Genomic DNA, 23,049 nt, shown 5'->3' with positions numbered 1-23,049 from the left:
CTTAATATTATGTGCATCTTCCAGTTCTTATCAGATTTTATTCTTGTACAACCGGGTTTTGAAAAATCATTGATATTCAAAGCTGGTACATATTTCGTTAACTCATATATGCTCATAATGCGGCTTTTACTGGGCTGATGGTAAAACGGCTTTCGGGGCGCCCCAAACAAAAGGATTCACTTATGGTTGAAAAAATCACCGCCATGCTGGCGTTGATAGGAGTCTTGTCTCTGGCGTGTCAGTGGATTGGCTGGCGGATGCGTCTGCCGGCGATATTGCCGCTGCTATTGTGTGGTTTATTACTGGGGCCAGGGCTGGGTTTACTTAATCCCGACGCGATTTTCGGCGATCTGTTGTTCCCGATAATTTCCCTCGGGGTGGCGGTCATTCTGTTTGAGGGGGCGTTGACACTCAACTTCAAGGAGATCAAAGATCATGGCCGGATGGTGACGCATTTAGTGTCTGTGGGGGCGCTGATCACCTGGGGCTGTATCGCCTCGGCGGCGCATTTCTTGCTGAACTTTGACTGGCCGCTGGCGCTGCTGTTTGGTGCCTTGGTAGTGGTTACCGGCCCGACTGTGATAGTGCCCATGCTCCGAACTGTTAAGCCCAAGTCTCAGTTGGCGAGCATTCTGCGCTGGGAGGGTATAGTCATAGATCCGATAGGCGCCATGCTGGCGGTATTAGTGTTTGAGTATATTACTGTCAGTGCCGGGCAGACGGCTCATGTACTGCTGGCGCTTGGTTCCATGTTGGGGATAGGCCTGGGCCTGGGGGCTCTGGCCGGTTATCTTGTTGGTCGGATGTTGAGAAGCAACCTCTTGCCCCACTATCTCACCAACACGGCAGTGCTGACCATAATGCTCGGGGTCTTTGTCGGTTCAAACCTATTGCAGGAAGAGTCCGGCCTGTTGACAGTAACCGTAATGGGGATTTGGCTGGCCAATATGCGCGGCGTGGATATTGCCGATATTCTCGAGTTTAAAGAGACACTAACGGTACTGCTTATCTCGGCGCTGTTTATTTTGCTGGCGGCCAGGTTGGACTCATCTGCCATGCTCGACCTTGGTCTGGGCGGTCTTGGAGTACTGGCTGTGGTGCTCTTGGTGGCTAGGCCTTTGAGCATCTGGATCTCGGGCATAGGAACGTCTCTTAGCAGCGCTGAAAAGTGGTTCTTGAGCTGGGTGGCACCAAGAGGGATTGTAGCGGCGGCTGTGTCATCACTGTTTGCCATCAAGCTGGAGAAGATGGAAGTGCCCGGCGCTGAAACTATAGTGCCGCTGGTATTCTTGATCATCATAGGCACAGTTGTGATCCAGTCGCTCACCGCCAGACGCTGGGCTAGTATTCTTGGGGTGCAGGCAGGCTCTGCCCGCGGCCTGCTGATCTTTGGCGCTTCCAAGTTTTCCCGGGAGCTGGCCAAGGTGCTCAAGGGTAAGGATATCAAGGTGATCCTTGCCGACAGTAACTGGGATAATATTCGTTTGGCACGAATGGATAATATCCCGGTTTACTTCGGTAATCCTGCTTCCGAACATGCCGACACTTATCTGGATTTGACCGGTATCGGCAAGGTGCTAATCCTCTCTCCTTATCGTCAGCTTAATCCTTTGGTCTATTTCCATTTTCAGGACATACTCGGGCAGAAGAAGGTTTATGGTCTCAGTAACACGGAAAGCAATGGTACCAGTGCCCGCCATCAATTGTCTGAGTCCTATTTGAAGCGTATGTGCCTATTCGGTGAAACTGTCTCCTACGCCAAACTGGCCAGTTTGATGTCCAAGGGCGGGGTGCTTAAGAGCACTAACCTGACAGAAAGCTTTGGCTACAAAGATTTTTACCGTCGTTATGGTGAAACTGTAGTACCACTGATGTATTTGAAAAACGGTAAGGTCACTATGTTGACCGGTAACACGACAGACTTGCCAACGGGAATTGAACTTATCAGCCTGATCCCTAAAGAAGCGATGGCAGAAGCTTCAGCACTCAAGGAAGCTGAAGAAACCCTTAAACAGGCAAGGGCTGAAGCCGAGCAAAAGGCCAAGGAGCTGGAAGCCAAAGAGCAGCAAGCCGTATTAACTGCATCGGACGAGCAAGACAAGAAGGGCAATGAAGATGGAAAAGCCGGCGGCACGGACAATAAACAAGGTCGTGGAGAAGTAAGTGTCTGATAAAACATGAACCTTTGCCCTGAAAAATATTGAAAATACCGGATCGTTCAAACGACCCGGTATTTTTTTATAAAGTGCTTGGTGATATGGCATCAATTCCCGGAACCTCGGATTGGCCCAATCAGTAAAATGCCTGCTATAGTCCTGGCACAGCAGTCATCAAAGAGGTGAACCATGTCTGATTTTACCGTTTCCTCCGAAGCACAGGCGTTTTCTCTGCAAGAAAGAGAAGCCCTCTATAAGGCGATATTTGCTCGTCGTGACGTACGTAGCCAATTTTTGTCAAAACCGGTTGCCGAGGATAGTTTACAGCGGATCTTGGATGCCGCGCACCATGCGCCCAGCGTCGGCTTTATGCAACCTTGGGACTTTATTTTGGTACGCAGTAACGCCAAGCGTCAGGCAATTAAAGAAGGGTTTGACGCCGCCAATGCGCGTTCTGCCGAGCAGTTCAATGGTGAAAGACGACGCCATTATCAACGACTAAAACTAGAAGGTATTGTTGAAGCACCTTTGGGGATCTGCGTAACTTGCGATCCAAGCCGCACTGGGCCAGTGGTGCTGGGGCGCACCATCAAACCGGAAATGGACAACTACAGTGCGGTTTGTGCCGTGCAAAATCTGTGGCTTGCTGCCAGAGCAGAAGGTCTTGGGGTGGGGTGGGTCAGTATTCTCGACGATGAAGTGCTGCGTGAGACCTTGGGGATCCCGGAGCAGATAAGAATTATCGCCTATCTGTGTTTGGGTCGTGTAAGTGCCTTTAGTGATACCCCAGAGCTTGAACGTAAAGGTTGGTTGCCGAGGCGTCCCTTAGCCTTGGCGATACACGAAGATGGCTGGCAAGCGACCCAGCAGCAACAAACAGAGCAACTTTTGGCAGAATATCTTCATGAAAAGGGATATGAATAGATCCCAAAACTCTATCTGACTGTTTTGATTGTCAATACTTGAAGAGAGGCTGTGGAGTGGCCCGATAGAAAACGGCAGGTGATATCCGCTTTGGGTTTGGGAGTTGCACTTGATAATCAGAATATGTTTATACCCATAAAACCCTCATTTCTGTGGATATCGCCTCGGTAATTCTACCTTTGGCGCATTGTATTACTGCGCTAACTGAGTTAGATTGAAACAAGTGTTTAAATTCAACGTTTAAGAGTCTTTAGATGAATCCCTACCAAGCCCCGTTAACCGACATGCGCTTCTTGCTTGAACATGTTTTTGATGCCGAACAAACCTGGTCTTCATTACCGGCAATGGCCGATATGGTCGATCTTGATACTGCCGGCGCTATCCTTGAAGAAGGAGCTAAACTGTGTCGCGACCTTATCCATCCTATAAACCGCAATGGGGATGAGCAAGGAGTCAGTTTCGAGGCTGGTAAGGTGATTACACCCGATGGCTACAAAGAGGCCTATGCCGAGTTTGCAGCAGGTGGTTGGGTAGGGCTGTGCGGCGATCCTGAGCTGGGTGGTATGGGCATGCCGAAAATGCTCGGTGTTATGGTCGATGAAATGGGTTATAGCGCCTGTAACGCCTTTACACTTTACAGCGCTCTGACTTCAGGCGCTGCACTGTGTATTCACGCTCACGGCAGTGAGGAGCTCAAGGCTAAATATCTGCCTAAACTCTACTCCGGTGAATGGGCTGGGGCCATGGATATGACAGAGCCTCAGGCTGGTTCGGACTTGCGTAATATCCGCACTCGCGCCGAACCGACCGACAGTGGCAGTTTCCTTATCAGTGGTTCAAAAATTTTCATCACAGGTGGCGATCAGGACTTGACCGAGAACCTGGTTCACCTGGTGCTGGCCAAGATCAGCGGCAGTAAGGGCATCTCGCTGTTCCTGGTTCCTAAGCTTAAGGTGGCCGATGACGGCAGTTTGGGCGAGGCCAACGGTGTAACTGTCGGCGCCATAGAGCACAAGATGGGCCTTAAGGGCTCGGCGACTTGTGTGATGAATTTCGATGATGCCGAGGGTTATCTTATCGGCGAGCCCAACCGTGGCCTGGTGTGCATGTTCACCATGATGAACTACGAACGTCTGTCTATCGGTATTCAGGGGCTTGGCAGTGCTCAAGGTGCTTATCAGATGGCGGCCGATTATGCCAAAGAGCGCCTCCAGGGCGTCGCTGCCGGCGGCTCACCAACCGGCAGCGATTCAGATCCTATTTTGGTACACGGCGACGTGCGGCGCATGCTGCTGAATATCCGCGCCATGACAGAAGCGGGCAGGGCCTTGGCCATGCTCACAGGTAAACAGCTGGATCTGGCCAAGTTTGCTGAAGATGGAGCGGTTAAAGCCAAAGCCAGTTGTTATGTGGGTCTCTTGACTCCGGTCGCTAAGGCGTTCCTGACCGATCGCGGTCTGGATGCCACCATATTGGCGCAGCAGGTATTCGGTGGTCACGGCTATATTCGAGAGACCGGCATAGAGCAGTTAGTGCGTGATACCCGTATCGCCCAGATTTATGAAGGCACTAATGGTATTCAGGCCATCGACTTTTTGGGGCGTAAGCTCACTGGTGACCGCCTGGCGACCCTGAATGAGTTTATCGCCGATATCAAGGCCGATATGGCGACTTTTGAACAAGTATCAAATGAGCAGAAACAGCGCGTTGAAAGCCTTTTCGACCAGTTTGCCAGTGCGATTGCCGCTATTAACGAGCAAAAAGGCGCTAAGCCTGCGCTCATTAACGCCTTGGCGGTTGAAGCCTTGGATGCCTTTGGTTACATACTCTACGGTTACCTGTGGCTGTTGATGGCCGATAAGGCACTCGCTGCAACCGATGCGCTCGAACCAGGCTTTGCCGAGGTCAAGAGCCAACTGAAGGAGTTCTACTTTGCCAAGTTGTTGGCCAAGGCCGATTTCCACTTGAGTCAGCTGGCCGGTGGTGATGATAGTGTGATGGCCCTTGCGCCCGAGCTGTTCTGATAATACAGAAGTATTCAAGCTGAATCGAAAGAGCCGCTATAAGCGGCTCTTTTCTTATGGCTTTATTGCCGTTTTTATCTAAGTACAAGCTTTGACGTTGCTCTACTAACGGGCGCTGACATTAAGCTCTGTCTGCGCTTTTTCCTGCTGTGTTGGTTTGGGCTTGTCTTGCTCTTTTGCCGCCAATTGGCCTTCTGCGTGGCTGTTTGCACGGTAATCTGTCAGCCCTTGCAGCAAAAGTGTGGCAAAGGGCGCGGCTTCAAGTTCCTTACTCTGGGGGCTCAAACCATTTTCCAGCACCACAAACAGGTATCTGGGCACTTGCTTGTCACTGTCATCGGTAACATAACCGGCCAGATTCACCACACCCTGCATGCTGCCTGTTTTGGCCCAGACTCTGCCCTTGAGCGGTTTGTTGGCATAATGCTTACGGTACTTCAAGGTGCCGCTGTGGCCGGAAACCGGCAGCTTGTGCATCAACCACTGGTAATCCGGGGTATCGGCAATCAATCGCAGCAACTGCGCCAACTGCCGGGCATTGAGTAGGTTGTAGCGAGATAGGCCTGAACCATCTATCAACTGGGCTCTTTCCAGCACTATGCCTTTTTCCGCCAGCACTTCCCTGATGGCCTTGGCACCAGCACTGAAACTGGCGCCATCACCATAATAGTGTTTACCCAGCTGTTTAAGCAGACTGTCGGCAATCAGGTTGTCGGATTCCAGCAGCATGGTTTCCAAAAGCTCGGGCAGGGCATCTGAGGCGTGACTGGCCACCACCCTTGAGCTGGCAGGCAGCTGATTGGAAGTCAGTATCTTGCCTTTGATATTGAGCTTGCCCTTGATGATGCCGGCGACGCTGTCGATGGCATATTGGCCGGGGTCGTTGACCGCCAGCGCCAGCGGTAATACCTGAGCACCTGGGAAACAGCCACTGAAATGAAAGTGGTTACCGGGTAATCTAGCAAGTTGCAGTTCGCAAAAGCCCTGCTTGTGGCCCTTGTCGAAGATGGCGTTGGTGGTTAGCTTGACCGGCAGATAAATCGGTGCGGAAATTTTGGCTTTATCCGAGGCGAGTGTGGGCTCGAGTTTGCCATGGACACAGTTTTGGTTAATCACATAGCTAGAGACGGGGGCCGCGTAACAGATCCCCAAATCATCCCATACCCAACCGGGTGCTCTGAGCTGTTCATGGGTTTCTCCTATCAAGATAAGATTGCCCTGCACCTGGTTGATACCCGCTTCGGTGACACGCTTGATCAGTTCCATCAGATCCTGGCGCTTTAAGGTAGGATCGCCACTGAACAGCAGATAGAGATCGCCTTTAAGCACGCCATTTTGGGGGGAACCTGTGCTGAGAATGCTGGTGTGATAGCGAAATTCTCCTCCCAGCAGTTCGGTGGCTGTTACCGCGGTCAGCAGCTTTTGGGTACTGGCCGGGATCATCAGGGTTTCGCTGTTGTGGCTCAGCAGTTGCTCGCCGCTTTGCAGATCTTCTATCCAGACGGCAGTTTGCGATGAAGCCGGGGTAATCAGATTCAAAAGATCATCAAGGGAGGTATTATCGGCCTTCAAAGGGGAAGGCAGCGCCATGGCGCTCAATAATAACAGTGGACGTGCCAAGCCCTGCAGGGACAGCTGTGGCATGGAAAAGCCTCCGGTTCCGTGAATGCTTTTGAGAGTATAACCTGCAGAGCCTCAGCTGTCGTCCTTGTCCATCAGAGCATAGAGTTTAAGTGTGACTATCAATACCAAACCGATAAACAGCGGCAGTACCAAAGGGCCGAGATAGGTTTTGAAGTGAAACAGGGCCCAGGCCGCGAGCAAGGTGCCGATAAGCGTCAACCAGAATTGTTTGTTCATTGCCATCCAGGTTTGAGTTCAGTGAGTGAGGAGTTAAGGGCATCTTAGTGTATAAGGCTAATGCTGTGATAACAGGGCTGCCATCACAAAAGCGTGATCTGGGTCGGTTTTACTCATGGCGTGGTGTCGTAATCACCGCTTTTGATACAAATTGCGCCGAAATCGTGAACCAATAGCGACTGTTGACTAGAAAAGGCTTGCCCGAGCGAAGACAAGTGGGTAATTTCTATTGCCTTATTCGCCCCGCCGCGGATCTTTATTGATTACGCCATCACAGGGGAAGGACATTTTGCCGGGAAACACAGGGAGCGAGTGGATTGCCGGAACATACAGTGACAGGAGGATACCTTGCTGGATAAGCTGGGTGGAATTGCCATAGCGCCGGATGCATTGCACTGGCTGCTGACCCCAAGTAACTTCAAACAGACCTTGATTGAGCGGATCCGTAACGCCAAAGAGGCCATCTATATTGCGGCACTCTATCTGGAAGACGATGAGGCCGGACGCGAAATTCTTGCCGAACTGCTGGCGGCCAAAGCAGCCAGACCCGAACTCGAAATCAAGGTGTTGGTGGATTTTCACCGTGCCCGCCGCGGCCTTATTGGCCACAAGGGTGATGGCGGCAACAACCTGATGTACCGTCAGGTGATGGCACAAGCACAGCAGCGTTTCAATATATATGGTGTACCGGTGAAATCCCGCGAATTTATGGGAGTGTTGCACCTCAAGGGCTTTATTGTCGATGATGCCGTGATATACAGTGGCGCCAGCCTCAATAATATCTATTTGCAGCAGAAAGACAGATATCGTTTCGATCGCTATCACTTACTGGAATCGGCCGAGTTGGCTGCCAGCATGCGAGAGATGATTGACAGTGCCATTTTGAGCGACAAAGCGGTCAGTTGCCTAAGCTGTCCGGAAGAAGAGGAAGTACTGCCGGAAAAAATTGATGTCCGAAGCTTTAAACAGCGACTGTCGGCGGCAAGCTATCAATTTAAGGGTGTTAAAGAGGGATTGCGGGTCACGCCGCTTTTGGGCCTTGGACGCAAACGTAATCCGCTCAACAAGGCGGTACTCGCCATGGTGGAAGAGTCCAAGGAATCACTCTTTATCTGCACTCCCTATTTTAACCCGCCCTATGCTTTGGTGCGGGCGTTGGTTAAACACCTGCGCAACGGCAAGCGTCTGGATATTCTGGTGGGTGATAAGACGGCCAATGACTTTTATATCCCGCCGGAGCAGGATTTTTCCACCATAGGTGCCTTGCCGTACCTCTATGAGCAGTCGCTGCGTAAATTTGTCAAACGCCAGCAATGGGCGGTGGATCAAGGACTACTCAATATCCATCTGTGGAAGCATGACAACAACAGTTATCACCTCAAAGGGGTGAGCATGGATAGTCGCAAACACCTGCTCACCGGCAGCAATCTGAATCCGCGGGCCTGGGCTCTGGATCTGGAAAATGGTTTGCTGCTGCATGATGACAAACAAGAGCTGGCCGAGTCTTTTGTCAAAGAGCAGCAACATCTGCTGCTGCACAGCCAGCGTTTGTATCATTACAGCCAGATAGATACCTTGCAGAGTTACCCCAAGCCGGTAAAGAAAATCATGAACCGCATTCGCAGACTCAAGGCCGACTTTCTGCTGCGGCGTATTCTCTGATAGCGCTTTTCTCAAGCGCTTGGCCGAATGAGAGCATGATTGCAGAACTTCATTCAGTTATGGTTTAACCTTGGCTTATTCAGTCAAGGTTAAATCCAGTCAAGGTTAAGCACAGCCAGAATGAGTGATATCGTCCGCTTATCCCGCATCAATTTCCGTCATCTTCTGGTGCTCAGACAGCTGCTTGAAGAGCAAAGCGTCACCCAGGCGGCCACGCGGCTGTGTTTGAGCCCTTCGGCGGTCAGCAAAATACTCTCCCAGCTCAGGGATTGCCTTGACGACGAGCTCTTCTACCGTCAGGGTAACCAGCTGTTGCCGACGGCCAAGGCCAAACGACTCGGGCCGGTTATCAGCGCCATGCTCAGAGAGATGGATAACCTGTTTACCGAAGAGGGCTTTCGCCCGGAAAGATTTCAAGGGCGGATGAATTTAGCGCTGAGGGAAAGCAGCTTCGAACTGCTTGCGAGCGCTATCGCCCGTGTGCAGCAGCAGGCGCCGGGAATGACACTGGCAGTGCATGCCAAAGAGAGCACGGGGTTTCAATCCCTGTGTGAAGGACGGGTGGACTTGTTGGTTCTGCCTCACGACTTGGGACAACCGCCGACTGGCCGCAACGAACTGATTTGGGAGCGCTTGGCCGAGGACGAGATGTGTTGTCTGATGCGAGCCGAGCACCCGCTGGCGGCAAAAGAGCTGACGCTGGATGCCTATATGAGCTTCGCCCATGTGGGCATTTTGGACGCCGATCTGCAGCAACCCTTTTTCGAGCAGTCATTGGCACAATTGAGCCGCAGGCGAGTTCTGGCGATGGAAGTCGCCGACTTCGGCGCCGCCGCCAGTCTCTGCCGCCACACGGACTTGCTGTTTACCTGCTCGGCGCTGTGGGCTTCAATGGCGGCGCAGGCAAGCGGCATGGTGGTTAAGCCATTGCCATTTGCTTATGGCAAGGTGGGCTATAGCATGGTGCATCATCAAAGTGGCAGCCGGGATCCGGCGCTGCAATGGCTAAAAGCGACCCTACTCAGTGGCTTTAAGCAGTCCATCAGCCTAGGTTAACCGGTGGCAGACTGATATTGGCTATGCCGGCACGGCTGAGCGCCTTGGCCAGGTCATCAATCTGCTGTTGGCTTGCCTTGGGCCAGAGCAAGGCCTCGCCTTTGACACCATGATGATTGTAACCGTTTAGGCGTAGCCGCATCGGCTCCCCCTTCAGCGCTTGCCGGCGTTGCAAGTCGAGCAAAAACGACACCAAAGCGTTAAAGTGCTGCCAATAATCACTCGTTCCGGGGACTTCCAGTAGCCTGACTTCCGCCAGTTTCCCTGCTTCGGCCAGCAGTTGCAGGCTCTGCTTAACCTTGATATTGCCACGGCCTGTCAGTCGTCGGTGAGCCGGCTCATCCCAGGCTTTCAGGTCAACCATGGCGCCATCAAGCCAAGGAAGCAGACGTTGCCAACCACTTGCTCCCAGGCTGCCATTGGTATCCAAAAGGCAAGTCAGGTGTTTGAGCTCTGGGCTTTGTTTAATGGCCTTAAACAGGTTACTGACGAACTTCAGCTGCAAGCTGGCCTCTCCACCACTCAAGGTGATACCGCGGATAAAAGCTTTCTGCCTTTTAATCAGCGCCAACGCTTTTCCGACTGACAGGCGTTGGGTCTTGGGCTGGCTGCTCGAAGGGCAAACATCGAGACAGGTGTCGCAGCCGATGCAGCTTGTACTATCCCAGGCAAGCCTGAGAGACGCCTTGCTATTGGGAACTGCTTGAGTGTCAGTCGCAGTTGATTTAAGGCTCAAGGCACCTGCCGGGCAGTGCGCAATACACTCTTGGCAGGCATTACACAGAGTGATGGTTTCCGGATTATGGCAACCCGGGCAGCGAAAATTGCAACCCTGAAGGAAAAACACCATGCGATTGCCCGGGCCATCTACGGTCGAGAAGGGCAGTACCCTGGCGACTTCGGCACTGGCAACCTCGGAGTCCATAGCCAATGCCGAAGCATCGGTATCGCCGCGACTTAACTCACGGCTATGCGACTCACACCCATTCAGTTTATAGCGATTAAGCTCAGAATGATTGAACGGGCTATCAAACACTCCCGGGGCTGCACTCTTCATAGCTTACGCCCTTACACCTGGGACTTGCCGGCGGCATGGAACTCGGCGCTCACTACCCGCGGTGCCCTTTGGGTCACGGCCGTGGTTTCACTGGCCTCTGTGCCCAGGAAGGTGGTGTTGGTACGTGAACCTTGTTGCCGGTAACTGGCGATCTGCGACTTTTTCACCATATAACCTGTGATGCGCACCAGATCGGTATCGGCGGTATTGGCGGTAAATTCACGAAAGCCGGTATCCAGCGCGCCGATACACAGCTCAAGCAGGGCTTCAGGATTGGCCTTGATGGTTTCATCCAGAGTCAGGATCTCGCTGATCCCGGAAGGATAGAAAGCGTGTTGCGGCGCCAGCGCCAACACATGAGTGACAGGATCCGGCTCGTGGCCGTAGGCGATTCTGACTCCCGGAGTGGTGCCTTTGTCGATGGAAAGTCCCCCCTGGGCATGAAGTAAGGCGCGGCCATTAAAGCCGAAACTGACTTGGGTCGTGGTTACTCTATCACTGAGCGCGCGGGTAATGGCTAAACCGAGCGCATTGGCCTGCTCGCTGTGACCATATTCGCCACTCATTCCAGCCAGCTGCTGCAGATGATTGACGGCTTCGGCCATGGCATAAACGCCGAACATGGGCGCAAAGCGGGATTCGTCAATGAGGCCTTCTTTTACCAGGAAAGAGTCGAAGAAATGGGACCTATGGTGTAAAAACTCACAGCGTAGCTCAATCAGTTCATACATCAGGTTGCAGTAATGTGGCAGGGTGCGCTCGAGCATTTCCTCCAGGGTACCGGCTTCTTCGGCGACGGCTTTGAGGTTAAGTCTGACCAGCGTATTGGCGCCGCCTCGGGTGGGGAGCGCGTTATAACAGCTGACAATGCCAAACGTTTGATTTGGCGCCTCACCGGGAGCACAAGCAAAGGTTTGGGCATGTATCGGCCAGTTGCCTATGTGAGGTTTACTGCAGGCAATGATATTGTCTGTCGCCAGTCGCAGCAGCGCTTTGGGCGTGCGCTTGGGGTCATACATAAAGGTTAGATTGGGGGCCACCTGCTTGAGCTCGGCATCAATGCGCAAAATAGTGCGGCAGACACGGTTGTCCTCTGGGCCTATGTTGGCGTGCATAAAGGCGTCTGGCAGGGTGCGATCCAACTGGATCCAGAAGCGTTTCAGTTTCTGATACAAGGCGTCATCTCTGACATCCTGGCAGTAAGGCAACAATAAACTATCGAGATAGCCGAGAAACACCGGGATATTGGTGACTGACGGTACATGGTGATACAGCACCATCAGCTTCATCAGGGCATCATCCAGATCTTCGGCCGGTGTCAACTCCAGATACTCGGAGCCTTGCTCGAGAAAACGTTGGTAATCGGGCAAAACATATCTGGGTTTGAATGGGGCATGGCCCTCAAACATATCGCAGATAACGCCTTTATCCATGGCTTGGGTCAGTGCTTCACTGCGCGGAAGATAGGGAATACTGGCATCGGCAGCACCGGCCAGCGCCAGGGTCTTTTGCTTGGGGTCAAGCAAGGGATCGGTAATAAGACTGAGAAATTGATTGTCCATAGTGAGACTCCGTTAAAGGAAAGGCGCTAACCGGCGCAATGGCCGAATTGGCTTTCAAACATAATAATTGAAATGGCTTTTAACCTGAGTCTAAGTAGGGACTTTATTTTCCGGAAGTGAAATGTGCTTGAGAGCGCTTATCTAAAATGGAAATCCGCTGCTTTACATCAAATATTGCAAGGACAATGAAGAAGCTGGGAGATATAGGGTGAAAGCACTGCTGAGGGACGGATAAAAACGGGTCATGGTCGCTTGAGAAAGACCTAAGCCTTGGCAGGACAGTATACAACTGGCATAAAAAACGCCTGCACTTGGCAGGCGTTTGGCTTTGAATTCGGATTACTTGGCTGTCATCAAGGCAACGGCGTTGTCCAGCATACGGTTGCTGAAACCCCACTCGTTGTCATACCAGGCCATGACTTTCACCAGACGTCCCTTGACGCGAGTCTGGGTGGCGTCGAAGTTGGATGAGAAGGCGTTGTGGTTGAAGTCGATGGAAACCAGAGGTTCCTTGTTTACCGCCAGCACTTCGTTCATGGGTGAAGTCTTGGCTGCCGCTTCTATAATGGCGTTAACTTCCTCCACTGTGGTGTCGCGGGAAGCGATAAAGGACAGATCAACCAGAGACACGTTGACTGTCGGAACCCTAACCGCCAGGCCGTCGAACTTGCCCTGAAGCTCTGGTACAACCAAACCAACAGCCGCCGCTGCGCCTGTTTTGGTCGGGATCATCGACAGTGCCGCGGCGCGGGCACGACGCATATCGCTGTGATACACATCAGACAGACGCTGGTCATTGGTGTAGGCGTGAATCGTAGTCATCAGGCCGGACTCAATGCCGATGGCATCATTCAACGGCTTGGCCACAGGCGCCAGACAGTTAGTGGTACAGGAAGCATTGGAGATAACAGTCATCTCTTTGGTGATTTCCTGGTTGTTAACCCCGTATACCACGGTGGCATCAACATTCTTGCCGGGAGCTGAGATGATAACCTTCTTGGCGCCTGCATCCAGGTGCGGTTGTACCGCTTCTTTGGAAGTGAAAATACCGGTACATTCGAAGACTACGTCTACCTGCAGCTCGGCCCATGGCAGCTTGGATGGATCGCGTTCCTGGAAGGTTGGGATCTTGTCGCCGTTGACATAAATAGCTTCATCGTCGTGTTCGACTTTGGCGTTGAAGCGGCCATGAACAGAGTCATACTTGGTCAGGTGAGCATTGATGGAAGCGTCTCCGAGATCGTTGATGGCAACGATTTTAATTGGATAGTCTTTCTCGCTCTCGTATAGAGCTCGCAGAACATTGCGTCCGATACGGCCATAACCGTTAATTGCTACGCGGATAGTCATCTCATATCCCTCTGGTGAATGTAAAAACAGTAATTGGTAGTAAAATTACAAAAATGTCGCGGGTCGTCAAGTTAAATCACGCTGCAACTGGCTATTCCGTTAACAAATTAGGTGTTTTTATTACAGCGGTCGCGAAACAATGCTTTAATTGTGCGACCGACAGGCGTAAATTACAAACTGGCAAGTAATTTGCCGCCCGGAGAGTACATCATCAGTTTTGTTTGGCCGCTTCGGCGCTTTTCTCAAGCTTGCTGCTATCAGTGGTTTTACTATTTGCGGCTTGTGCTGCTCCCGCCTCAGTATCAACTTGTTTCCCCGCATTACCTTGCAGGCGTTTGGGCCAGTCACTCTCAAGATAATTCCCAGTTTTCAGAGCCTCGGCCAAATTGCTTGCCTGTTCATCCAAGTGTGTACTTAACTGACTGTTGTTGCCTATCATGGCCTTGAGCTGGGCCTCATCGACCGGGTTGTCGGTCAAAAGCAAATTGGCTCTCGAGAGCAGATAGGCCTGCTCCATATCCTGCAACTGCCGGGAAGCACTTGCCAGCCCCAACAACCAATCGGAGTCGAAGTTCTTATCTGTACTTTTTGAAAACACTTTAAGATAGAGTTGTTTCGCTTTGATGGCATCAAACTTGAGATAATAGCCCGCGAGCCCGGCAAGGATCTCGGGCGAATCTATCTGTTGCTGTTGTTCCGCCTCCAGCAGTATCTTGAGCGCCGCATCATCACCCAAATGAGCCCAGTGATAGAAGGCTATATAGATGTCATTGCTGCCCTTGGTGGAGGCTTGCAATTCAGACAGACTTTGCGCACTCAAGCCATAGGCTCTGGCCCTGTCATTGGTGCGCTCTGGATTGAGAATATGTTGTACTCCTGACGCAAGCCCCACGCAGCGGTTGTAATTTTCCAAGTTAACGAGCAAGTGATAAATTTGCTTGCCTGAGGGTTCCGATGTGGTTTTTACCTGGTAGCGCTGAATAATCAGACTGTTTTTTTCCCGTCGGCACCAGCTATCCTTATGCAAATCGTCACAAAGTTCAGGATTATTCTTACAAATAGTGGCAGGGTTACCGCTGTTATCACAGCCACTAACCCAAGCTATAAGGATAAATGATGTAATTATTACTAGATTACGCGTCAAAATACGCTCCACATGGTTAAATCTGTAATTTAATTAGAGATTTAGCGAAAATCTGCTACTAGCTTGAAGCTGCAGTTTTCATTACAATAGCGCCGACCAAAGAGGGGCAGGTTAGCTGTCATAAATATGATTATTGGTCTTTTCTTTTTGTTACTCAAACCTTTCCCGTTAATTTAAGTGGAAAAGTGAGATAAAGGATCTGTAAATGAGCGCTGATAAACACCTACAAAGTTGGCAAGAACGCTTCGAACTGGCAGAGGCCATGCAGCCCCTGTTGGGCAAGTTGTATCGCAATCAGGGCGTAGAAGTGGTGGTTTATGGTAAACCCCTGCTGATCGCCTCCACCATCGATATTATCAAGGCCCATCGTCTGGTTCGTCGCCATGTGGGCGACAAGCTGCGCCTGCGTGAGAGCTTCCCCTTCGTAGAAGCCCTGAGCAAACTGGATGTCAAACAGTGCAAAGTGGATATAGGTAAACTGGCCGTTAAGTACTGGCGTAACCATACCGATGGCAGCGAAATTGAGGCTTATATGAGCCGCGAGCTGGCCAGTGCCATTGAAAGCAAAGATGAAGTTGAGCCACGCAACGTCGTTCTCTACGGTTTTGGTCGTATCGGTCGTCTGCTGGCCCGTTTGTTGATTGAAAAAACCGGCCGCAGCAACAAGCTACGCCTGCGCGCTATTGTTCTGCGCGGTGGCCGTAAGGGTGACCTGGAAAAACGTGCCAGCCTGCTGCGCCGTGATTCAGTACACGGACCTTTTAACGGCTCTGTCGAGGTGGATGAAGAGAACAATGCCATCATCGCCAACGGTACTTATATTCAGGTGATTTACGCCAACTCACCCGATGAAGTGGATTACACCAAGTACGGTATTACCGATGCCTTGGTGGTCGATAACACAGGTATCTGGAAAGATGAAGACGGTTTGGGTCTGCACCTTAAGAGCCCAGGTGCGTCAAAAGTTCTGCTCACTGCACCTGCCAAAGGCAGTATCAAGAACATAGTCTTTGGTGTTAATGACAGCGATATTCTGCCGGAAGATGTTATTGTTTCTGCCGCCAGCTGTACCACCAACGCCATTACGCCTGTACTGAAGGCCGTTAATGACAAGTACGGTATCGAAAATGGTCACGTGGAAACCATCCACTCTTATACCAATGACCAGAACCTGATTGACAACTACCACAAAGCCGATCGTCGCGGCCGCAGTGCACCGCTGAACATGGTGATCACTGAAACCGGAGCCGCCAAAGCGGTTGCCAAGGCGCTGCCGGTACTTTCCGGTAAGCTGACAGGTAACGCAATTCGGGTACCGACTCCGAATGTGTCCATGGCCATCATCAGTCTGAACCTGAATGCTGAAACCAGCAAAGAAGATATGAACGCTTATCTGCGTGATATCGCGCTGCATTCAGAGCTGCAAAACCAGGTGGACTTCACCGAGTCTACGGAAATCGTTTCTTGTGACCTGGTCGGCTCACGCTACGCTGGTGTGGTCGACTCTCAAGCCACCATCGCCGATGGCAAACGTGCCATCCTCTATGTATGGTATGACAACGAGTTTGGTTACAGCTGCCAGGTGGTGGGTGTAATGCAGAAGATGTTAGGTCTTAACTACTTGTCTCTGCCGCTGTCTGAAGATTAATTCCGACTCTTAATAGCCAAGGCCCGGTCTGAGTACCGGGCCTTGTTATATCCAGGCCTGGATATTATTGGATTCACCAGGGGCCGTTTGGGAAGTGTTTTTATAGCGGCGTTGTACAACGACTTTTAAGATGCCATTTGATAGGGAAGGGAGTCGACAAGCTACTGAATCGGATTGCATTTTAATCATTTTGATTGGAAACTGCTCCCGGTTGAGTAAATTGCCAGCATTCAAGCGGTTTTGACATAAAAATGCCTATTTGCCGATTGACTCCCGCCCTTAAATCGGTAGAATGCCATTCCGCAGTCAGGGGATAAGACTCTGGCTTCCGCTTGAATAGCGGAACTGGTATGTGACATTAACTCAGTTGATAAAACAGAAGGTCGGTACCTTTGTTGATCGTCAGCTTGGATGATGAAGCAAACAAGTGATGCGACATTGGCTCAGTTGATAAAACAGAAGGTCGGTACCTTTGTTGATCGTCAGCTTGGATGATGAAGCAAACAAGTGATGCGACATTGGCTCAGTTGATAAAACAGAAGGTCGGTACCTTTGTTGATCGTCAGCTTGGATGATGAAGCAAGCAAGTGATGCGACATTAGCTCAGTTGGTAGAGCGGTACCTTGCCAAGGTACAGGTCATCGGTTCGAACCCGATATGTCGCTCCAATCCCAGCCTTACGGCTTGGGGCGCGATGGCAGAATGGCTATGCTGCGGATTGCAAATCCGTCGATCTCGGTTCGACTCCGGGTCGCGCCTCCACTCTTCAGCGACGATGAGATATACTCCTTGTCGCACAATTTGCCCGAGTGGTGGAATCGGTAGACACAAGGGATTTAAAATCCCTCGCTGGTAACAGCGTGACGGTTCAAGTCCGTCCTCGGGTACCATATTAAAAAAGAGGCCAAGCAATTTTGCGGCCTCTTTTTTATTTTCACAGCTAGCATTCCGAATATTTTCTAAGATGGCTACCCAACAAAAGTAACCTCTTTTTTCATACATCAAGGTAAAAGGCAGCAGCGCAGCTATACAGCCATCTATAGTGGTTGGTCATGGTCAATCATGTAGTGATTCATGATGGTAAAACTATCGCCATGTTCCCCTTGGTATAAATCATCAAAAAATAACAGCTATTATATACCTGCCTTGATGAGCTCGGGTTATTGGCGCCCCTTTACAACGATATGGCAAAGCCTGTGTAAATAGCATCTCACTCATGTGAAATAAATGAATGGGGTCCCTTTAACAGTTTAACTTTTTTGGCCCCTTATTAACTGATCGGCACTTGTATGCTGAGGTCAATAATTCTGGCTCAAGTCTATGATGGCACCGCCCTTTGGGCTAAACAGTTGTTGATGTAACCTGGCGGCAAACTCATCAGTCATACCTGAGATATAATCTGCTATTACTCTGTGACTGTTTTCGCCTTTATTGTTGGCCTGTTGCCAGCGTGATTGGGTATTGTGGGGCAGGAGTCTCAGAGGATCCGAGGCAAAGGCTTCAAACAGCTCCATCACTATCTGCTGCCCCTTGTACTCCAGCATCTGGATCTCGGGCTTACGCACCACATATTTAAGGACAAACTGCTTCAGTAGCTCCAATAGCTCAGCAAAGGCCGGTTCCAACTTGGCGTTAAACCTGAGCAAGGGTTCGGCAAAGTCCGGGGTCTGGTCGATTCTGATGGCGGTGACCAGCGCATTTACCAGAGTCCCAATGGCATCCTTGCGCAAGTGATGTTTGCGGGAAAACAGCTTGAGCTCAATATTTCCGAGTTGGCTTTGGATCCACTCATCTTCAATGGCTTGCAGCGGGGCATGCATATCCTCTTGCCAATTGGAGCCGGTGACAATTCCCATCACTATGGCATCTTCGAGATCGTGCACCGCATAGGCGATATCATCAGCCAGCTCCATAATAGTGCAGTCGAATGACTTGTAACGGGTACGGCGGTGCAGCCCATCGCCCGGACTATAATGGCTGAGAAAGCTTTGCTTGTCTTTACTGTCCAGCGGCTCAAGTACCCAATCGAGGATAGCTTCATCGTCATCGAAAACCCCTTTGACAGGTGGCCATTGGCTCGGCCTTAGCTGACGATAGTGATTCAATTCTGGCTGGGGTCTATCCACTTTCAGTGTGCGTACCGGCGCCGGGTATTTGAGTACACCGAGTAGGGTGCGGCGGGTCAGGTTCATGCCAAAGTGTTCGGTATAGGGTTCAAGCCGGGTAAGGATTCTGAAGGTCTGGCCATTGCCTTCAAAGCCGCCGTGCTCACGCATCATGTAGTTGAGTGCCACCTCGCCACCATGGCCGTAGGGTGGGTGGCCGATATCATGGGCCAGGCACAGGGCTTCGAGCAGACTCATGGAGTTGAGTAAAAAGGCCATTTCGGGATAGCGCTGCTTCAACTGGGCGGCTATGCCCGTACCTATTTGTGAGACTTCCAGAGAGTGGGTCAGGCGGGTGCGGTAAAAGTCGTTCATGCCCACTCCAAGCACCTGAGTCTTGGCCTGTAAGCGCCGAAAGGCGGCGGAGTGCAGAATTCTGGCTCTGTCTCTCTGATAGGGACTGCGATTATCGTCTCGGCGCTGACTGTTATTGGGCTCGCGCCTGGTTTGCCAGTGGGCTTGGCTCATAATCTCTCCTGCTAGAGCAGTTGATTGATTTCATCCAGATCCAGGGTGAAACTGGGAATGAAATGTTCGCGAAAATACGCCACCGCCGGGTCTGGGTTGGCATCCAGCATGGTTTCGAGTCGCTTGCGGGCACTGTTGAACTCGTTGTTTCCGGCACGCTTTTCTTCGAGACACTTAAGATAAGCGCACAGAGTATCGGCAGACTTGACCAACTTGCGATGGCTGAGCTCGGCGCTATCACTGATAAACAGCGCTCGGTAATCGTCACGAAACTCTTCAGGCACCATCTCCAGCAGCCTGGCTTCGGCTATGGCTTCAATCTTCTTGTATTCGGCCTCTATCTCGGCATTGAAGTATTTGACCGGGGTGGGCAGATCGCCAGTAAGTATTTCGCCGGCATCGTGAAAGATAGCCAGGGTGGCGGCGCGATCGGGCGAATATTGGCCATTGAACTTACGGTTACTGATGATGGCCAGCGCATGGGCCACCATGGCAACCTGCAATGAGTGTTCCTGCACATTCTCGGTGCGGACGTTATACATTAAAGGCCAACGCTGAATTAACTTCATCCTGGCCAGGTGGGCAAAAAGGTGACTCATACAACTTCCCTAAGTTTTTGCGCGTTTCTCTTACTTTACCTCAGTGGTTAAAGGCTGTCAGTGCCGGGCGAGGATAAAAAAGCCGCCTCGACGGGCGGCTGGCATTGTGTTATTGACGGTAGTACTCGAGGAAGTCACCGAAGGCGAGCAGGGCCCGCTGTAAGTCTTCCTTATGAGGCAGGAACACCACTCGCAGGTGATCCGGCTCCGGCCAGTTAAAAGCCGTGCCCTGTACCAAGAGAATTTTCTTCTCTTTCAGTAGATCCAGCACCAGGCGCTCATCGTCCCTGAGGCCGAAACGCTTGCTGTCGAGACGGGGAAATGCATACATGGCGCCCTTGGGTTTCACCACACTCACACCGGGAATTTGATTGAGCAGCTCATAACAGATATCCCGCTGCTGGGTCAGGCGACCATCGATGGCGGTAAGCTCATTGATACTTTGATAACCGCCCAACGCGGTTTGAATCGCATGCTGATTGGGCACATTGGCGCAAAGACGCATAGAGGAGAGCATCTCCAGCCCCTCAATATAGCTGTGCGCTGCTTTGAGATTACCGGACAGCATCATCCAACCGACCCGGAAACCGGCGGCTCTATAGGCTTTGGAAAGGCCATTAAACGTCACGGTGAGAATATCATCCGACAGACTACAGGCCGGGATATGCACAGCGCCATCGTAAAGAATTTTGTCATAGATCTCATCGGCAAACAGTATGATGGAGTGTTGCCGGCACAGTTCAACAATCTCCAACAACAGCTCACGGCTGTATACGGCACCGGTTGGATTGTTGGGGTTGATGATCACTATACCTCGGGTTCTTGGGCCAATCTTGCTCTTGATATCCTCAAGATCGGGAAACCAGTCGGCTGATTCATCGCAGCGATAATGGCGTGCCTTGCCGCCGGCCAGGTTAACCGCCGCGGTCCACAGTGGATAGTCAGGGGAGGGAACCAACACCTCATCATCGGTATTGAGTAGCCCCTGCATGGCCATCACAATCAATTCGGAAACGCCATTACCTATATAGATATCTTCGATATCGACACCGAAGATCCCCTGGGACTGGTAATGCTGCACAATCGCCTTGCGGGCAGAGAACAAACCTTTGGACTCACAATACCCTTGGGCCGATGGCAGGTTGAGGATCACGTCACGAACTATTTCTTCCGGGGCTTCAAAGCCAAAGGGGGCCGGGTTACCTATATTGAGCTTAAGAATACGATGGCCTTCATCTTCCAATCGACGTGCTTCTTTATGTACCGGTCCTCGAATATCGTAACAAACACTGTCGAGCTTATTGGATTTGATGATTGGCCGCATTACTACCTCGAAACTGGCTGATATGAAAGAGTTTAACCTTCGGCACGATACCTAATTTAAAGCATCTTAGAAAGGGGGGGGGAGTCATATTTTTTCGCTTTTAACAGAATCTTTATCTTTTAATGGCAAATAACACACCAAATAATAGATGATATAGCCATATTCTGGTTATGAATCAGCATTTAAAACTACATAATCATCAAGAAACTGGTGATTAACACAAAACTGATTCGATATTATTTAAAATAAAAAGGCAGTTTAACTGAATGCTTATATGTCAATAACGCTAAAAGCGCTTAAAATGTGCATGTAAAAGCTATTGAATCATATAGAAATTTTTCGATAATTGCCTGTAAGGTCAAAATTTGCGCTGACTGACTCAGATTATGGTTGACTCATAAGCAGTTGAGCATTATTTTCTGCGCGATGTTTTTAGCAAGGCTCCAACAAAAGCGACCAGTTGTTACTGTCCGTCTGGCGGAAAGCCGTAAATAAAGCAGTTGTTTTGGCGGTGTCTTAAACGCCCCACATGACTTTATAGGGCCGTAAGGCCATCTTTTTGAGGACCTAAGTGCATGTCTGAGCCGACAGCGTTAAGTCTTGTTCCCCCCATTGTTGTATTGGTGCTGGCCATTTGGCTGCGTCGTCCCATCCTGGCATTGATCATAGGCGCTGTCAGTGGTCTGCTACTTTTGGATCCCAGCCAGGTACTGAATAACTTCGCTGATATTTCACTCAAAGTGATGGCCGATGAGACCATAGGTTGGTTAATCCTGGTGTGTGGCAGTTTCGGTGCCCTGATTGCCTTATTGGTGCGCACCGGCGGCGCCTTGGCCTTTGGCCGTAAAGCGCTCAAACTCGCCAAGGGGCCACGCTCATCTCTGCTGATGACCTTTGTACTCGGCCTGGTTATCTTCATTGATGATTACCTGAATGCACTCACGGTCGGCGAAACCATGAAGCGGGTCACCGACAGGTTCAAGATCTCCCGTGAGATGCTTGCCTATGTGGTCGACTCTACCGCTGCGCCAGTGTGCGTGTTGGTGCCGCTATCCACTTGGGCAGTATTTTTTGGCGGGCTTTTGGTCAACAACGGTGTGGCCGCCGAAGGTGAGGGGATCCAAATCTATATGCAGGCGATCCCTTATATGTTTTACGCCTGGTTGGCGGTTGCTATGGTGCTGTTGGTTATTCTCGGCATAGTTCCGGCTATAGGGCCAATGAAAAAAGCACAGCTTGCTGCGGCGGCCGGTAGTCCGGCTAAAGAGCAAACAAATTTTGATGAAGTCCAGACCTTGGATGAATATGCCGTGCGTGCGATGGAGGAGGAGTTTGAGCAGGCCGATAAACAAGGACAATTACACAATTTCCTGATACCTATTTTGCTGTTGGTTGGCTTTACCGTCTACTTCGATATCGATGTATGGAAAGGCTTGTTGGCAACCTTGGTAATTACCTTGCCATATTACGCGGTGCAGCGTTTGATGCCCTTGTCCGAGATGATGGATCAGATGATCGATGGTTTCAAGAGCATGCTACCGGCCATAGGCACTGTTATCGCCGCCTTTGTATTCAAGGATGTTTGCGACCAACTGCTGCTGCCCCAGTATGTCATTGACTCCCTGAGTCCCTTTATGACACCTAAGCTCTTGCCAGCAGTGGTGTTTGTAGCCATGGCGATTCTGGCCTTTGCCACAGGTTCCAGTTGGGGAATCTTTGCGGTAACCATTCCTATTGTAATGCCGCTGGCGCAATCTGTTGGTGCTGATATCCCCTTGGTGATAGGTGCTTTGTTGTCTGCTTCATCCTTTGGTAGTCAGGCGTGTTTCTACTCAGATTCCACCGTCCTTGCGGCGCAAGGCTCCGGCTGTAACCTGGTAAGTCACGCAGTCACTCAACTGCCTTATGCTTTAATCGCAGCGGCACTGACTTTTGTTGGTTTTATCATAGTGGCTTGAGCCTTAACTAGGGACCTAAAATCCCCGGGTATGTCCTCAATGTAGATCAGATAAGGATCGGTTGACCGATCCTTCTGATGAGAGACAATCGG

Annotated in this window: 16 protein-coding genes and 3 tRNA genes; 10 read left to right on the top strand and 9 right to left on the bottom strand. The window is 51.0% G+C overall.

What is annotated here, in order from left to right:
• Nucleotides 1–182 precede the first annotated feature (182 nt).
• The 3 genes from CX651_RS14145 (at nucleotide 183) to CX651_RS14135 (ending at nucleotide 5,104) form a co-directional block, all read left to right on the top strand.
• Nucleotides 183–2,171 (top strand): cation:proton antiporter domain-containing protein, encoded by a 1,989-nt coding sequence (locus CX651_RS14145; RefSeq protein WP_101056563.1) that lies wholly within the window; start codon nucleotides 183–185, stop codon nucleotides 2,169–2,171.
• 174 nt (nucleotides 2,172–2,345) lie between these two features.
• Complete coding sequence (gene bluB / locus CX651_RS14140) at nucleotides 2,346–3,080, top strand: 5,6-dimethylbenzimidazole synthase (RefSeq protein ID WP_101056562.1); 735 nt, start codon at nucleotides 2,346–2,348, stop codon at nucleotides 3,078–3,080.
• Between the two features lie 254 nt (nucleotides 3,081–3,334).
• A complete protein-coding gene (locus tag CX651_RS14135) occupies nucleotides 3,335–5,104 on the top strand; it encodes an acyl-CoA dehydrogenase family protein (RefSeq protein WP_101056561.1) in 1,770 nt (589 codons plus the stop codon).
• A gap of 105 nt (nucleotides 5,105–5,209) precedes the next feature.
• Here the strand turns inward: CX651_RS14135 and dacB are convergent, their stop codons facing one another.
• Both dacB and CX651_RS19990 read right to left on the bottom strand, forming a co-directional pair.
• Nucleotides 5,210–6,748, bottom strand: coding sequence for a D-alanyl-D-alanine carboxypeptidase/D-alanyl-D-alanine endopeptidase (dacB, locus tag CX651_RS14130; RefSeq protein WP_101056560.1), 1,539 nt, complete (start codon nucleotides 6,746–6,748; stop codon nucleotides 5,210–5,212).
• 51 nt (nucleotides 6,749–6,799) lie between these two features.
• On the bottom strand, nucleotides 6,800–6,964 hold the full coding sequence (locus tag CX651_RS19990; protein WP_100143596.1) for a hypothetical protein: 165 nt from the start codon (nucleotides 6,962–6,964) through the stop codon (nucleotides 6,800–6,802).
• Between the two features lie 348 nt (nucleotides 6,965–7,312).
• On the opposite strand from CX651_RS19990, the gene pssA reads away from it, so the two are divergent.
• Together pssA and CX651_RS14120 are read left to right on the top strand one after the other, a co-directional pair.
• Entirely contained in the window at nucleotides 7,313–8,626 is a 1,314-nt protein-coding gene (gene pssA / locus CX651_RS14125; protein WP_101056559.1) for a CDP-diacylglycerol--serine O-phosphatidyltransferase, read from the top strand.
• 120 nt (nucleotides 8,627–8,746) lie between these two features.
• A complete protein-coding gene (locus CX651_RS14120) occupies nucleotides 8,747–9,682 on the top strand; it encodes a LysR family transcriptional regulator (RefSeq protein WP_101056558.1) in 936 nt (311 codons plus the stop codon).
• Here the strand turns inward: CX651_RS14120 and CX651_RS14115 are convergent.
• The 4 genes from CX651_RS14115 to CX651_RS14100 all read right to left on the bottom strand — a co-directional run bounded on the left by CX651_RS14115 (nucleotide 9,669) and on the right by CX651_RS14100 (nucleotide 14,807).
• Nucleotides 9,669–10,739, bottom strand: a complete 1,071-nt coding sequence (locus tag CX651_RS14115) for a YjjW family glycine radical enzyme activase (RefSeq protein WP_308427931.1) — start codon at nucleotides 10,737–10,739, stop codon at nucleotides 9,669–9,671. The genes CX651_RS14120 and CX651_RS14115 overlap by 14 nt on opposite strands.
• Nucleotides 10,740–10,750: 11 nt before the next feature.
• Complete coding sequence (locus tag CX651_RS14110; protein WP_101056557.1) at nucleotides 10,751–12,301, bottom strand: YjjI family glycine radical enzyme; 1,551 nt, start codon at nucleotides 12,299–12,301, stop codon at nucleotides 10,751–10,753.
• Nucleotides 12,302–12,640: 339 nt separating this feature from the next.
• Entirely contained in the window at nucleotides 12,641–13,651 is a 1,011-nt protein-coding gene (gene gap, locus CX651_RS14105; protein WP_101056556.1) for a type I glyceraldehyde-3-phosphate dehydrogenase, read from the bottom strand.
• 211 nt (nucleotides 13,652–13,862) lie between these two features.
• Nucleotides 13,863–14,807: a DUF2989 domain-containing protein gene (locus CX651_RS14100; RefSeq protein WP_308427930.1), complete on the bottom strand. Its 945-nt coding sequence runs from the start codon at nucleotides 14,805–14,807 to the stop codon at nucleotides 13,863–13,865.
• Between the two features lie 193 nt (nucleotides 14,808–15,000).
• Between CX651_RS14100 and CX651_RS14095 the strand changes: the two genes are divergently transcribed.
• The 4 genes from CX651_RS14095 to CX651_RS14080 all read left to right on the top strand — a co-directional run bounded on the left by CX651_RS14095 (nucleotide 15,001) and on the right by CX651_RS14080 (nucleotide 17,333).
• Nucleotides 15,001–16,443, top strand: coding sequence for a glyceraldehyde-3-phosphate dehydrogenase (locus tag CX651_RS14095; RefSeq protein WP_039032918.1), 1,443 nt, complete (start codon nucleotides 15,001–15,003; stop codon nucleotides 16,441–16,443).
• A gap of 592 nt (nucleotides 16,444–17,035) precedes the next feature.
• A tRNA-Gly gene (locus CX651_RS14090) sits at nucleotides 17,036–17,111 on the top strand.
• Between the two features lie 20 nt (nucleotides 17,112–17,131).
• Nucleotides 17,132–17,205 (top strand) — tRNA-Cys (locus CX651_RS14085).
• Nucleotides 17,206–17,246: 41 nt separating this feature from the next.
• A tRNA-Leu gene (locus tag CX651_RS14080) sits at nucleotides 17,247–17,333 on the top strand.
• 408 nt (nucleotides 17,334–17,741) lie between these two features.
• Here CX651_RS14080 and CX651_RS14075 read toward each other — a convergent pair.
• The 3 genes from CX651_RS14075 to CX651_RS14065 all read right to left on the bottom strand — a co-directional run bounded on the left by CX651_RS14075 (nucleotide 17,742) and on the right by CX651_RS14065 (nucleotide 20,999).
• Entirely contained in the window at nucleotides 17,742–19,076 is a 1,335-nt protein-coding gene (locus CX651_RS14075) for an anti-phage deoxyguanosine triphosphatase (RefSeq protein WP_101056555.1), read from the bottom strand.
• A gap of 11 nt (nucleotides 19,077–19,087) precedes the next feature.
• A complete protein-coding gene (yfbR, locus tag CX651_RS14070) occupies nucleotides 19,088–19,675 on the bottom strand; it encodes a 5'-deoxynucleotidase (RefSeq protein ID WP_101056554.1) in 588 nt (195 codons plus the stop codon).
• A gap of 109 nt (nucleotides 19,676–19,784) precedes the next feature.
• Nucleotides 19,785–20,999 carry a pyridoxal phosphate-dependent aminotransferase gene (locus tag CX651_RS14065; protein WP_101056553.1) on the bottom strand — a complete coding sequence of 405 codons (1,215 nt, stop codon included), beginning with the start codon at nucleotides 20,997–20,999 and terminating at the stop codon, nucleotides 19,785–19,787.
• A 575-nt stretch (nucleotides 21,000–21,574) separates the two neighbouring features.
• Here CX651_RS14065 and CX651_RS14060 point away from each other — a divergent pair.
• Entirely contained in the window at nucleotides 21,575–22,957 is a 1,383-nt protein-coding gene (locus tag CX651_RS14060; protein ID WP_101056552.1) for a Na+/H+ antiporter NhaC family protein, read from the top strand.
• The last annotated feature ends 92 nt before the right edge of the window (nucleotides 22,958–23,049 follow it).

Source organism: Shewanella chilikensis, assembly GCF_002836945.1.
Taxonomy (GTDB): domain Bacteria; phylum Pseudomonadota; class Gammaproteobacteria; order Enterobacterales; family Shewanellaceae; genus Shewanella; species Shewanella chilikensis.
The sequence above is the reverse complement of the archived record's forward strand: the minus strand, read 5'-3'. Positions and strand labels throughout refer to the sequence as shown.

What these genes read in the sequence shown, in the direction of transcription:
- CX651_RS14145 (WP_101056563.1), top strand. Translation starts at nt 183, where the DNA reads ATGGTTGAAAAAATCACCGCCATGCTGGCGTTGATAGGAGTCTTGTCT.
- bluB (WP_101056562.1), top strand. Translation starts at nt 2,346, where the DNA reads ATGTCTGATTTTACCGTTTCCTCCGAAGCACAGGCGTTTTCTCTGCAA.
- CX651_RS14135 (WP_101056561.1), top strand. Translation starts at nt 3,335, where the DNA reads ATGAATCCCTACCAAGCCCCGTTAACCGACATGCGCTTCTTGCTTGAA.
- dacB (WP_101056560.1), bottom strand. Translation starts at nt 6,748, where the DNA reads ATGCCACAGCTGTCCCTGCAGGGCTTGGCACGTCCACTGTTATTATTG.
- CX651_RS19990 (WP_100143596.1), bottom strand. Translation starts at nt 6,964, where the DNA reads ATGAACAAACAATTCTGGTTGACGCTTATCGGCACCTTGCTCGCGGCC.
- CX651_RS14120 (WP_101056558.1), top strand. Translation starts at nt 8,747, where the DNA reads ATGAGTGATATCGTCCGCTTATCCCGCATCAATTTCCGTCATCTTCTG.
- CX651_RS14115 (WP_308427931.1), bottom strand. Translation starts at nt 10,739, where the DNA reads ATGAAGAGTGCAGCCCCGGGAGTGTTTGATAGCCCGTTCAATCATTCT.
- CX651_RS14110 (WP_101056557.1), bottom strand. Translation starts at nt 12,301, where the DNA reads ATGGACAATCAATTTCTCAGTCTTATTACCGATCCCTTGCTTGACCCC.
- gap (WP_101056556.1), bottom strand. Translation starts at nt 13,651, where the DNA reads ATGACTATCCGCGTAGCAATTAACGGTTATGGCCGTATCGGACGCAAT.
- CX651_RS14095 (WP_039032918.1), top strand. Translation starts at nt 15,001, where the DNA reads ATGAGCGCTGATAAACACCTACAAAGTTGGCAAGAACGCTTCGAACTG.
- CX651_RS14075 (WP_101056555.1), bottom strand. Translation starts at nt 19,076, where the DNA reads ATGAGCCAAGCCCACTGGCAAACCAGGCGCGAGCCCAATAACAGTCAG.
- yfbR (WP_101056554.1), bottom strand. Translation starts at nt 19,675, where the DNA reads ATGAGTCACCTTTTTGCCCACCTGGCCAGGATGAAGTTAATTCAGCGT.
- CX651_RS14065 (WP_101056553.1), bottom strand. Translation starts at nt 20,999, where the DNA reads ATGCGGCCAATCATCAAATCCAATAAGCTCGACAGTGTTTGTTACGAT.
- CX651_RS14060 (WP_101056552.1), top strand. Translation starts at nt 21,575, where the DNA reads ATGTCTGAGCCGACAGCGTTAAGTCTTGTTCCCCCCATTGTTGTATTG.